At 44.3% G+C, this 13,503-nt stretch carries 9 protein-coding genes and 1 riboswitch; of the genes, 5 read left to right on the forward strand and 4 right to left on the reverse strand.

What is annotated here, in order from left to right:
- Positions 1–125: 125 nt before the first annotated feature.
- From AB4138_RS03900 to AB4138_RS03920, 5 genes are all read left to right on the forward strand, one after another.
- The gene (locus tag AB4138_RS03900) at positions 126–2,216 is read left to right on the forward strand and encodes a S9 family peptidase (RefSeq protein WP_372305073.1); all 2,091 of its coding nucleotides are present in this window, start codon (positions 126–128) and stop codon (positions 2,214–2,216) included.
- A gap of 169 nt (positions 2,217–2,385) precedes the next feature.
- A complete protein-coding gene (gene xthA / locus AB4138_RS03905) occupies positions 2,386–3,192 on the forward strand; it encodes an exodeoxyribonuclease III (protein WP_017070028.1) in 807 nt (268 codons plus the stop codon).
- A gap of 156 nt (positions 3,193–3,348) precedes the next feature.
- Positions 3,349–5,034 (forward strand): type I secretion system permease/ATPase, encoded by a 1,686-nt coding sequence (locus AB4138_RS03910; RefSeq protein ID WP_372305043.1) that lies wholly within the window; start codon positions 3,349–3,351, stop codon positions 5,032–5,034.
- Positions 5,027–6,367, forward strand: coding sequence for an HlyD family type I secretion periplasmic adaptor subunit (locus AB4138_RS03915; RefSeq protein ID WP_017070029.1), 1,341 nt, complete (start codon positions 5,027–5,029; stop codon positions 6,365–6,367). The genes AB4138_RS03910 and AB4138_RS03915 overlap by 8 nt, the downstream gene beginning before the upstream one ends.
- A gap of 12 nt (positions 6,368–6,379) precedes the next feature.
- A riboswitch (cyclic di-GMP riboswitch) is annotated at positions 6,380–6,463 on the forward strand.
- 30 nt (positions 6,464–6,493) lie between these two features.
- On the forward strand, positions 6,494–9,364 hold the full coding sequence (locus AB4138_RS03920; protein WP_372084110.1) for a hypothetical protein: 2,871 nt from the start codon (positions 6,494–6,496) through the stop codon (positions 9,362–9,364).
- Positions 9,365–9,527: 163 nt separating this feature from the next.
- On the opposite strand, the gene AB4138_RS03925 is transcribed toward AB4138_RS03920, so the two are convergent.
- The 4 genes from AB4138_RS03925 to AB4138_RS03940 all read right to left on the reverse strand — a co-directional run bounded on the left by AB4138_RS03925 (position 9,528) and on the right by AB4138_RS03940 (position 12,706).
- On the reverse strand, positions 9,528–10,205 hold the full coding sequence (locus AB4138_RS03925; protein ID WP_017062123.1) for an ABC transporter permease: 678 nt from the start codon (positions 10,203–10,205) through the stop codon (positions 9,528–9,530).
- Positions 10,206–10,207: 2 nt separating this feature from the next.
- On the reverse strand, positions 10,208–10,948 hold the full coding sequence (locus tag AB4138_RS03930; RefSeq protein WP_372305046.1) for an ABC transporter permease: 741 nt from the start codon (positions 10,946–10,948) through the stop codon (positions 10,208–10,210).
- 79 nt (positions 10,949–11,027) lie between these two features.
- A complete protein-coding gene (locus tag AB4138_RS03935) occupies positions 11,028–11,798 on the reverse strand; it encodes an ABC transporter substrate-binding protein (protein ID WP_017062125.1) in 771 nt (256 codons plus the stop codon).
- A 137-nt stretch (positions 11,799–11,935) separates the two neighbouring features.
- Positions 11,936–12,706 (reverse strand): ABC transporter ATP-binding protein, encoded by a 771-nt coding sequence (locus AB4138_RS03940; RefSeq protein WP_004736532.1) that lies wholly within the window; start codon positions 12,704–12,706, stop codon positions 11,936–11,938.
- Positions 12,707–13,503 lie beyond the last annotated feature (797 nt).

Genomic DNA, 13,503 nt, shown 5'->3' on the forward strand with positions numbered 1-13,503 from the left:
TAAAGGATGCTGGCATTAAAACGAGTAAGGTGCACACTAAGGATCTACAGATGCGTTTCGCTTTAACCACATTAGCCGTATCAATAGCGCTTGTCGCCGGATGCAGCAATCAAGGAATAACAACCATGAAACACTACTCTCCATCGCAACTCGTCGCTCAGCAGACACAAGCACCCGTTGCTAAGAAAGTCCCTCACGCAATGACGATTCATGGTGACTCCCGAATCGATGATTACTACTGGATGCGCGATGATGCACGCCAAGATCTAGAGATTTTGCAACAGCTTGAGCAAGAGAATCAGTACGCAGATACAGTGTTAAAACATACAGAAGCAGCACAAAAACAATTATTTCAAGAGATCAAAGGCCGAATCGCAAAAGACGACAATTCGGTACCGGTTCGCAAAGGCAGTTACTACTACTCGAATAAGGTCACAGGCGACAACGAATACCCAGTTCACCTGCGTGAAAAAAACTTTTTAGGCACAGACAAGCAAGTCATCTTAGATGTTAACGAGCTAGCAAAAGAGCATGAATTCTTCAGTATTGGTGGCTTAACGATCAGCCCAGACGAAAACTTGTTGGCCTATGGCGAAGATACGCTGAGCCGACGAATTTACACCATCAAGATCAAAGACCTCACAACAGGTGAATACCTAAAAGATGAAATTGAAGGCGCTTCAAGTGCTATCGCGTGGCAAAACGACAACCAAGCCTTCTACTACATCAAAAAAGATCCACAAACATTGCTAGGTTATCAAGTTTACCGCCACGTTTTAGGCAGCGCTCAAGCAAGCGATCAGTTAATCTACGAAGAGACCGATAGTGCTTACTACACCTCTTTGAGTAAAAGCAAAGATGGTGAACAGGTCTACATTTGGCATTCGAGCACAGAAACCAGCGGTGTCTCAGTCATCGATGCCAACAACCCAAAGGCTACAGCTGAGGCTTTCTACCCAAAAGAGACCGGCATAGAGTACAGCATCGCTAAGCTAGGTGATTGGTATTACATCTACACCAACTACCAAGCGGTCAATTTCCGTTTAATGAAAGTCACAGCTGAAGAGATGCATGATCGCTCAAAATGGGTCGATGTCATCCCAGCAGACGATAATACTCAGCTTGTAGATTTCGAGTTGTTTGATGACCATCTTGTCTACGAGCAACGCGCGGATGGCTTGTCTACAGTGAAAGTTCGCCAACTCTCAACAGGCCACGAGTTTCCACTTGAATTTAACGACACCGCATTTGCCGCTTACCTAACGAGTAACTATGAATTAGATAACGCAAAAGTTCGTATCTATTACAGCAGCTTAACCACGCCAGGTACTTACTATGATTTCGACCTAAGTACAGGTGAATCCGAGCTCATGAAGCAAACACCCGTATTAGGTGATTTCGAAGCGGATAACTACCAATCAGAGCGAATCATGATTACGGCTCGCGATGGTAAGCAAGTTCCTGTCTCTTTGGTTTATCGTAAAGACTTATTTAAGAAAGACGGCACTAACCCAATCTACCAATACGGCTATGGGTCTTACGGCTCTACGATTGAACCTACCTTCAGCTCAACTCGCCTAAGCCTACTGGATAGAGGTTTTGTTTATGCCATCGCACATGTCCGCGGTTCAGAAATGCTTGGTCGCCCTTGGTATGAAGATGGCAAAAAACTGACCAAACAAAACACGTTCAACGACTTTATTGATGTAACCAAAGAGCTTGTTGAAGAAGGCTACGGCGCGAAAGATAAAGTGTTCGCCGTTGGGGGGTCTGCTGGCGGTCTATTGATGGGAGCAATCATCAACCAAGCACCAGAACTGTACCGTGGTATTGGTGCACATGTTCCGTTTGTAGACATTGTGACAACCATGCTCGATGAATCGATCCCTCTAACCACCAATGAGTATGACGAATGGGGTAACCCGAACGATAAAGCCTACTACGATTACATGCTGGGGTACTCACCGTACGACAACATTAAGGTACAAAACTACCCGAACATGTTGGTAACGACAGGCCTGCATGACTCACAGGTGCAGTACTTTGAGCCAATGAAATGGGTTGCGAAGCTGCGTGAAATGAAAACAGACAACAACGTATTGCTGTTCAAAACCGATATGGAAGCCGGTCACGGTGGCGCTTCTGGCCGATTTAAACGATTAAAAGAAGACGCACTTGAATACGCGTTCTTTTTGGATTTACTTAAGACTCAATAGATTCTACGTAACTGTAAGTATTCACATCATTTAATGTCGCCATTTTGTCTCTACAAAGTGGCGACAGAAATTATTAAGCATGGTTAAATACGATGAACCATGAAATCCACCAAATCAAAAACCTTTAAAAACAAGCAGTGACAAAGGTTTACGAGAGGTATAAAAACAAATGAAAGTAATTAGCTTCAACATCAACGGTCTTAGAGCCCGCCTTCACCAACTGCAAGCTATTATCGACAAACACCAACCCGACGTGATTGGTCTGCAAGAGATAAAAGTGCACGATGAAGCCTTCCCAATTGCTGATGTTGAAGCAATGGGCTATAAGGTTTACTTCCACGGTCAAAAAGCCCACTACGGTGTGGCAATGTTGTGTAAGCAAGAGCCTATTTCTGTGCAGAAGGGTTTCCCAACAGATAATGAAGACCATCAAAAACGCATGATCATGGCGACGTTTGAAGATGAAGATGGTGAAAAGGTTACCGTGCTAAATGGCTACTTCCCTCAAGGGGATAACATCAAGCATGAAACAAAATACCCGTACAAACGCCAGTTCTATAAAGACTTAATGACTTACTTAAACGATTATCACAACAAAGATGAGCAAGTGATTGTGATGGGCGACATTAATATCAGCCCTATCGACGCAGACATCGGCATTGGTGAACCTAATGCGAAACGTTGGTTAAAAACAGGTAAATGCTCTTTCCAACCAGAAGAGCGAGAATGGTTGAAAACATTGATGGACTGGGGCTTTGTAGACAGCTTCCGCTTGCTGCACCCTGAAGTGAATGATCAATACTCGTGGTTTGATTACCGCTCAAAAGGCTTCGTAGACAACCGCGGCCTGCGTATTGATGTAGTCCTAGCGACTCAAAAGCTTGCCGATAAGTGTACTGAAGCTGGCATCGATTACGAGCTACGCGGCATTGAAAAACCGTCAGATCACGCTCCGATTTGGTCGACGTTTAAATAAAATCCAAATTAAATTTCAAATCAAAAATGCACAAGCTTTTGTTTAGCTTGTGCATTTTTTTTACTTAGCTCAAATCCACTCAAAAAGCTTGAGATAGTTCACATTCTCGTCACTGCCCATCTATACTATTTGGACAACCAATGGAGAGAGTTTTGTATGGACGCAAAGCCTTGGGCCGGTATAAATCCAATTAATCTGCGTAGTTTACTTCCGATGATGGTGGTCAGCGGAGCGATCAGCGTATTGATGTTAGTCGTTCCCTTATTCAGCCTTCAAGTGTTTGATCGAGTCCTCTCAAGTCAAAGTTTAGATACGCTTCTATTCTTGGCTTTCATTGCTGTGTTCCTACTTACAGCCCAAGCGTTCCTTGACGCGTCTAGAGCCAAGTATGCACAAAAGAAAGCGATCAAATTTGAATTTATCGCGTCTCAGCAGCTATTTGAACAAACCTCCTTCTCATCGAAATCAAAAGAAAAACATCTGTTCAACGATATAAGTGAGGTAAAGAGCCTACTCTCTTCTCCAGCCTACTTTGTCATGTTTGATCTGCCATTCACTCCCCTTTTTCTTATTATTATGTTTGCGATTCATCCATATATAGGAATAGTCGGTGTGGGTGCCGTTGTTTTTATTCTCATGACAACATTGCTTTCTCATTGGGTTAAATCTAAGCACTTTAAAACCACTTACTTAAGCCAGCTCGCAACACAAAGAAAAAACGACGAGTGCTTTCAAAAACACGCCACGATCTTTAGCCAACATCAACAACAAGGTTTAAGTCAGACCTACCAAGAAATATTGGCGGAGAAGAGCTGGTCTCGAAGCCATTTAGATCAAGCCGCCTGTTCACTGAGTGCATTTTCTCGTTACATACGTATGGTCCTTCAACTCATCATCATGGCTGTCGGAGCAAGTCTAGTCATTCAAAATGCCATGTCTGCTGGTGGAATGATTGCGGGTTCAATCCTAATGGCGAGAGCACTCCAGCCAATTGAGATGCTCTCTAGTGGTATTCAAGCATGGAAAACTGGTTTGGATGCAAACAAACGCTTAGCTAAGGAATTTGCTTCTCATACTAAACATACCGAGCGAACCGAGTTGGAAACAATTAAAGGTGATCTGGTCATCGACAACGTCACATGGTTCGCGTCTGAAAAACTTAACAAGCCGACTCTTAATGGTTTGAAGCTAAGACTGGAATCAGGAAATCGAGTCGCATTGATAGGCCCTAGCGGGTCAGGTAAGTCTTCCATCTGCAAAATGATCACTAACGGCATATCGCCCTCAAAAGGTGGCATTTCTATCGATGGACTCAATGTTGAGTTGTGGAATCTGAATCAGTTCAAACACACCGTCGGTTATGTTCCTCAGCACATCGACTTTTTACATGGCACTGTCAAACAAAATATCGCCCGATTTGATTCCAACGTTACGGATAGCCAAATCGTCAGATCCGCTATTCAAGCCGGTGTGCATGATGCTGTTGTCGCCTTACCGAATGGATATGAAACGATTATCGGTTCTTTTGGTCATCAGTTATCTGGTGGACAAGCCCAGAAACTTGCCATCGCAAGAGCATTAGTTTTCTCACCTAAGCTACTCGTGCTTGATGAGCCTGATTCCCATCTCGACAAAGAAGGCGAAGAGTTTCTTGTTTCGCTATTACAATTGGCGAAAGAGAAATCCATTTCTGTCGTGATGGTAACGCATAACCCAAGCTTACTCAGACATGTCGATTGGGTTGTTGAATTGAAAAACGGCCAGATAACGCAAGCAGGCGAAGCGAGTAAAGTTGTCCGGTCGCTCTTCAATGTCGCTTCCTCGGAGGTGTCGAATGGCTAGTATTCATCATGACGATAAAGGTATTCACTTCGACGATGGTAGAAAACTGATCTTTTCTACATTCAAAATACAGGTGTTCATCTGGTTAGTTCTTGTGACTACTCTTGGTGGCTTTGCTGCTTGGGCATACCTAGCCCCGCTTTCTTCTGCTGCCATTGCGCCAGGCGTGATTATCGTAGAATCAAAGCGAAAACCCATTCAGCACTTAGAAGGCGGGATTGTAGAAATCGTCCATGTTTCTGACGGCGACCATGTTCAAAAAGACGAACTGCTCATCACGTTAAGTCACACACAAGCTCAAGCATCGCTTCTAAGGCTAAGAGCTCAGTGGCAAAGTGATTTAGCGCGGCTGAACCGCTTACAATCAGAGTTAGCGAGTCATCAAGAAATTCAATTTGATATGAGATTACTCTCCCTCATGAGCGACCCAAACGTATCAAGCTTACTTGATACGCAGAGTAAGCTTTTCAGCAAAAGACAATCGTTAAAATCCGGTGAATCCGATGTGTTACAGCAAAAAGTCGAGCAATCAAAACTTGATCTGCAAGGCTTCCAACAACGATTCTTAGCCGGAAACCGAAGCCTGAAGTATTTAGAAGAACAGGTACAAATGCACCAAGATTTGCTTGTTTCCGGTAACACATCCAAATCTCGGTTATTGGATTTACAGCGAGAACGCTCTCAATTACAAGGTAACGTTGCTGACCTCAAAGCTAGGATTGGCCACGCCAAACGCACCATCGCCGAAGCGAAATTAGAGCTGATTAACGCCGATTATACTTACGCCAAAACGCTCGGCGAAGAGATACAAGATTTAGAAAGAAAGCTGAATGAAACCAGAGAGGCGATGGTCAATGCTCAAGATATTCTTACCCGGGTTGAAATAAGAGCACCTCAAAGTGGTGTGGTGGTTGGACTTAATGTGGTCTCCGAAAATGCCATCGTTCCACCCGGTGAAACCTTGATGGAATTGGTTCCGCAAAATGACGAGTTGATTGTAGAAGCGTTAGTGAAGCCAGAAGACATCGAAGCCTTACGAATTGGCTTGGATACCCAAGTAAGACTGACTGCATACAGTTTCCGTAAAACACCACCGATTCGTGGAAAATTAGTCCATATTTCGGCTGACCGCATTAGCGATCAAGCTACAGGATCTTCTGCTTACTTAGCGAGAGTATCGTTAGATAAGTCTGAGCTAGAAGCATTAGAAAACATCTCATTGTATCCGGGCATGCCCGCAGAAGTGATGATATTACTTGAGCAACAAACACCGCTCGAGTATCTACTCAACCCACTCTCTGTGAGCGCCTATAAGGCAATGAGAGAAATTTAACCAAGCGCACAAAGAAGATAAAGCCAAACTCATCGTGAGGTGAGGACGGAAAGCTCCAGATCTCAGGGATGAAGCCGAGATGGCTGGGCTGCCTCTATGTATCGAATGATATGTGAGGAAAAAACGATGGCAGAAGTAACCAATACAGCAGCAGGACTGAAAAGTAATGGTAGCAATGATACCAATATACTAGTAGATGGTCCTAACCTCCCCACCCCAGAATCTAGAGATGTCAACAATGACCTTTCTAACCTCAGCGGCGATAACCTCGAAGTACGAGCCGGTAAAGGCGACGACATTGTGCATGCCGGCAGCGGCGATGACTTTATCGCTGCTGGACGTGGATCGGACACAATTAAAGCAGGTGCCGGAAACGATGTGGTTGAAGCTTGGAATCATTCGCTCAATGCTGGTGATGAAGCCGGCGTTAACCGCGATTTAAGCGCGGCACGCGATAAAGATTTAGAAGCGCTAGGAGAAGAGTGTGTTGACGACATTGTGGTTGCAGGTGCCGGTGATGATTATGTTGAAGGCGGTGCGAACAATGACATTATTTATGGTGACAGAGGCGCTGGTGCAGAATTTGGCGAAAACCTAATCAGCGATGGTGATTTTGAAGCTTTTGACCTTGGCAATACATGGGGAACAGCGCCAAGCGCCGGTGCATGGAACGCCGAGGTTGGCAGTATCGAGATTCAAGAACAACTGCATGGCGGTGTCCCAGCTGATGGTTACGGGACTGATATCGCCAGTGGTCACTTCCTAGAATTAGACTCGCATGGCGCGAATTCAAATTCAACCGTCTCCCAAACATTTACGGTCGATGACGACGGTATATATCAACTCGATTTTTCCTACGCTTTCCGTAATAAAGGAGGCGATAGCACCACCGCTCCTTTCACAGTCCAAATAATGGCGGGCACCGACGTTGTATTCGAGAAGTCTTTCCAAGACATTGACGGCGTCGATGATGATTGGGATCTGTTTAGCGAAGATGTCGATCTCTCTTCAGGAAATTACTCACTCAATTTTATTGCCGACGGCGCAGAAGACACCTTTGGGGCTCTGATTGATAATGTGTCATTGAAGCAGGTACTGCATAACGATGTGCTCATTGGTGATAACGGGCCAGACGCTGCAAATGAAGGCGCCGCTGGGAACGACTTGATTCGAGGCGGTAAAGGGAATGACGTAATTATCGGCGATAACTTTGAAGCGCTGTCGTTTAACGAAGGAACCGGCGAGTTTGAATTAGCGGAGCCAACGACATCCGTCGACCTATCAGCAAATTCAACCGCCTACAACGCTGATGGTTCTGTCGGCACCGTTGATACAGGTAATGCAAGCTCTGGCGGTACAGGTTATGGGGTAGATGGCGCAGCAGAGGCTGGCGTGCTTGCTCAAATTGGCTTCAGCTACGACGGCGTTACCGGTGAAGGTGCATCAGAGATGTTTTCCGTCAGCTTAGACGAACATACAATGATTGCTAAAGTCGGCATTTCCAACCTCTACTTAAATGAAGGCGACAATGGCGTAGATGAGGCAGGCCATTGGGCAGCATATCGGGAAGGTATTCTGGTCGCTGAGGGCGATTTCATTGCGAGCGATTTAGCGGATGGCAATAACAACAGCGGTTATCTAAACATCGGTCCTGATGACACTGGCTTTAAAGCCTTTGATGAACTTCAGTTTACTGCCGTTGGTCCTGCATTTGACAAAAACGGAGACGCTAATGCCGATTCAAGTGACTACTACGTCACTTCTGTTACCACCGATGGCCTAACGGGTGACGGAACCGATATATTGCGCGGTGGTCGTGGGGACGATGTCATTCTTGGTGGTGACAACGCCAAAGGTGGCATACCTGAACTCGATCCTGAGACGGGTTACTACGATGTAAGTAGCTTCAGAGGGACTATTGACGTCACTATGGAAGGCACCGAAGCGGGCTTCGAAAATTCGTTTGGTTACTTCACAAAAGACAGTGAAGGCAATGTAAACGCTGAAGTCATTTGGGGGAATGTGAAAGATCACCTTCCAAACTCTGAAGCTGGCAACAGCTTTAGTCTCGATTTGGGGCACTGTGATGATTGCGTTGATACGCTCGGGTTCTTCATTATCCCAGATGGCGGGAATGACGGTTTCGTCTCAGGCGAAAGTATCGCAATTGACTTAAACACTCAACAAGCGACCAGCTCTAACAATAGTGACCACCCCTTCTTGCTGGGCGTACAAGATTTAGTCGGTAGTAACGGCAACCTTACCTTAGATGTTAGCGGCATTAACAACTTCAATCCGGGTACAGAACTCGGAAATCAGTTCTGGAATGACAACCCTGGCGGTGATGGTGACTTCGATGATGTGGTAACCACCGTTGAAATCGACGACCAACCAGAGCAATTGTTTGGTGGTAAAGGCGATGATTGGCTTGATGGCGGAGACGGAATCGACCATATCAAAGGCGGTAAAGGCGATGACATCATCATTGGTGGTGGTGGTGCAGACGAAATCCGTGCTGGTAAAGGCAACGATACAGTAGCCTTTGATGCAGAGGATACTCTAATTCATGGTGGTAAAGGGTTCGATGTACTGGTCGCCAATGACCCTGGTGGTGTCGATATCGACATGTCGAAGGGGTCAAACATCAATGGGTTTGAAGCAGTCATAGGGGGAGACTCAGCTAATGACAAACTGACTATTTCTCTAGGTAAAACCTTCAATCAAAACCATGACCTTGATGGTAATAGAGCAAAGAACGACGACCAAGTTGCTGAATTCTTTGCTTTAGGAATTGAAGATATCGACGCAAGTCATCTTCAAGGATTCCAATACCAAACCGCAACATCAGTGACGCTAGACCAAGATATGCAAGATAAACTTGGACTCGATGGAACTGAAACGATTACCGCTTATAGCTTCACCAAAGGAGGCAAAGAAGTCATCATCTACACTGATGCATCCTTTGATGGTGATTTCATTGGCGTTAATGAAGTTTAATTGCTTTTTGAACTAGTAAATCAGAAACAAAGTTAAAGGACTTATTGCTTGTGTAATAAGTCCTTTTTGCTTCAAAGAGCTACTCAACTAATTCCTATACAAACCCTAAATAAGAACGGCGCTCAATGAGCGCCGTTTTGTTAACTGTGTGAATACCGTGCAATTAGCTAAGGGGTCTTAGATAAGCAAGGAAACGCTTCTCTGCGAATTTGAAAATCGCAATGATGATGAACGTTAGTGCCATGTAGAACAGACCTGCCGTTAGGAAAGACTCGAATGGGGCATAGTAACGAGAGTTAACCAAACGAGCTGCACCGGTTAGATCCATAATGGTTACGATACCAGCTACCGCAGAGCCGTGAAGCATGAAGATAACTTCGTTACTGTAAGCCGGTAATGCACGACGTAGAGCACTTGGTAAGATGATACGACGGTAAGTCTTAGGTGTGCTCATGCCGTAAGCTTTTGCTGCTTCCACTTCACCTTTCGGTAAGCCATTAATCGCACCGCGAATGATCTCAGCAGTATAAGCTGACGTGTTAAGGATGAATGCCACCAAAGCACAGAACCACGCGTTTTCCCATAATGTGTCTTTCACTGGGAAGAATTGGTCCATACCGTAGTAAATCAGGTACAGCTGAACCAGTAATGGCGTACCACGGAAGAAATAGATGAATGACCAAGCCGGAGCATTAATCAGCATATTTGGACTGTTACGAGCGATAGCTAGTGGTATGGCGACGAATAAGCCAATGATCAAAGCAACGCAAACCATCCAAGCCGTTGTCCATAAACCACCAAGGTAAATCGGCAGGCTTTCAATTATCAATGAAAAGTCCATAACTACCTCGCGTGGATACTGAATTTACGTTCAACCAGCTTAAGTAAGCCCGTTGAAACACTGGTGAAGAATAAGAAGATAATCGCCACAGTCATGTAGAAAGTGAATGGCATTTTGGTTGAACCCGCCGCCAGTGCACTAACACGTACCATGTCTTCTAGGCCAATAATCGAAACCAGCGCAGTGGTTTTAAGTAATACCAGCCAGTTATTCCCAAAACCCGGTAATGCGTGACGAATCATCTGCGGTAGCAGTATGCGGTGAAACGCCTTTACAGGGCTCATACCATAAGCTTTTGCCGCTTCCATTTCACCGCTGTCGACAGCCATGATGGCACCACGGAACGTTTCTGTCATATAGGCACCGAAAATAAAGCCTATGGTTAAGACACCAGCAACAAATGGGCTGACATCAATATAATCAGGTAAGTAAGCGGTCCATTCGTGGTTAGGATCACTGGATGCAAACCACTCGTTGAGCCACTCGTTGATGGAATACAAACTGTTGTTTAAAAGGATTTGTCCACCAAAGAAAATCAGCATCATCAGTACGAGATCTGGAATGCCTCGAATGACGGTTGTGTAGAGGGTTGCAATAGCACGAGCCCAGCGATAAGGCGCGAGTTTTGCTAAGGCACCTAGCATACCAAGAACCATAGCTAAAATTAGCGACAGCAAGGCAACTTCGATTGTGAGCACCGCCCCTTTCAGGATCGACGCTTCATATCCTTGTAAATCAAACATAATGGATTCCAACAGAACTGCGAAAAAGTTGGTAAGACAGGGAGAGGAGAACCTCTCCCTTAAGAATTGACGCTAAAGATTACTGACCGTATACGTCGTAGTTGAAGTATTTAGCCGCGATATCTTGGTAGATGCCTTTTTCACGTAGTGAAAGGATTGCCGCATCTAATTGCTTAGTCAGATCTTTGTCTTGCTTACGAACAGCAATACCCATACCTTCACCGAACCACTTAGGATCCGTTAGAGAGGGGCCAACAAACTCGTAGTCTTCACCACCAGCTTTGTTCAGCACGCCTTCTTCTAGAGCAGATGCATCACCTAGTACAGCAGCAACACGACCGTTTGCTAGATCAAGGTAAGCTTCGTCGAATGAACCGTAACGAACGATCTCTACTGTATCGCCGTAGTTGTCTGTTAGGTATTTATCGTGAGTTGTTGCACGTTGAACTGCAATCTTTTGACCGCTTAGATCATCAAAGTTAAGGCCTGCACCTTTCTTAGCGATGAACTTGTTTGGGATAAGTGCGTATTTACCAGTGAAGTCGATTTTTTTCTTACGCTCTTCCGTGATAGACATTGCCGCGATGATCGCATCATATTTACGAGCAAGTAGAGAAGGAATGATACCATCCCAGTCTTGTGCAACGATCTTACACTGCACCTGCATTTCAGTACAAAGTGCGTTAGCCATATCGACATCGAAGCCTTTCAGTGACCCGTCAGCTTCTGTCCAGCTAAATGGAGGGTAAGCACCTTCAATACCAAAGCGTACTGTTTTCCATTCTTTTGCTTGAGCTACGCCCGTTGCAGCAGTTGCAGCAAGTGCCGCGACTAATAACCACTTTTTCATATCCCTACTCCTGTGATTTAGGTTTTTATGTTTTGCTAGTTTTAATATTGTGTTTGTTGTTGCTTATTAACTTACTTGTTGTGTTTTATTGTTCACACCGTCGCTGTTTACCGTTGGCAACGGCGTTTCAATTCTGATTAGTAAATCGATGAGATAAATTGTTGTAAACGTTCAGATTCAGGTTCCGTAAACAGTTTAGCTGGATCGCCCTGTTCTTCCACTAGACCTTGGTGCAGGAACATCACATGGTTTGATACGTCACGAGCAAAAGCCATTTCATGTGTTACCACAAGCATGGTTCTTCCTTCTTCTGCTAGATCTCGCATTACACCGAGTACTTCCCCTACTAACTCAGGGTCAAGTGCTGATGTTGGCTCATCAAACAGCATCACTTCCGGATCAACCGCTAACGCTCGAGCAATTGCCGCTCGTTGTTGTTGTCCACCGGATAAATGACCTGGGTAGTAATCTTTGCGCTCATACAAGCCTACTTTTTTAAGTAGTAGTTCTGCATTTTCAATCGCTTGAGCTTTAGGTACACCTAATACGTGAACGGGTGCTTCGATAACATTTTCGAGAACGGTCAGGTGAGACCAAAGATTGAAGCCTTGAAAAACCATCGCTAAGCGTGAACGGATACGCTGTACTTGTTTTTCGTTGGCAGGAACAGATACGCCTTGGCGGTTGTTTTTCATTTGAATTAATTCGCCATTAACCCAAATCTCGCCTGCAGTTGGTGTCTCTAAAAGGTTGATACATCTAAGGAAAGTACTTTTACCCGACCCTGAAGATCCGATAATCGATACAACATCGCCTTTATGCGCAGAAAGTGAAATTCCCTTTAAAACTTCATTTTGACCAAACGTTTTGTGTAGATCCTTTATGTCCAGCGCTGGTACATCTTTCATGCGCTTTCTCTCCCAAGTTTGTGAAAATGCAAGGTACTCCGACCTTTTCATGCGATACAAACTAGCACCACACGAAACAACATGCAACAAATTATTAACCTGATAAATTGGAATAAATAGCGATTCACTCTGACTTATTATGCAAAAGGTAGCGTTTTCGCCTCAATTTAATGAATGAGTTCTATCAATAAGCTGCAATTACACCCCTTACATTGTTTAAATAAAGTTAATCAAAATGAGATTCACGTAGCTTGATGTCTCACAAGAAAAACAAATTTTGTGAACTTAGATACGCCGAGATCTGCAAAATATAATCTGCACGCTCAACACTACATACACACCGTAAGGCACAATTATTTTAAGGTTATTACATTGTAAGCATTTCACTCGGAACAGTTGGGAAGCAAGTAATAGTGAAATAACTCAGTAAGAATTGAGTATTGAACTCGAGCCATGACGACAAAGGCTCGAAGAAGATAGGTAAACGTCAATTTGTGAAAACTAATTACACGATTCATCAATGGGAAGTTAATGAATCGCTGCGTTTTGTAGCTTTCTTTCACATATACTCATAAAGTGATCAAGATCAATCACCCTAAAGGGTAAGCTTGTTAGACTCCTCAGCAAAGAATAAGGCATTAAAAATGCCAAACATTTCTTTTAACTTAGCTGCATAAAGCACAGCAAAACCGTGCAACATAATGTTAATGAGTTATAACTAAGAAATAACGCAATTACGCAATTACGCGAACTTATAGAATTCAATTTTAGAATTACTAACAAAAAATATGAGGAAT

The sequence above is a fragment of the Vibrio sp. 10N.286.52.C3 genome, assembly GCF_041468865.1.
Classification (GTDB): domain Bacteria; phylum Pseudomonadota; class Gammaproteobacteria; order Enterobacterales; family Vibrionaceae; genus Vibrio; species Vibrio crassostreae_C.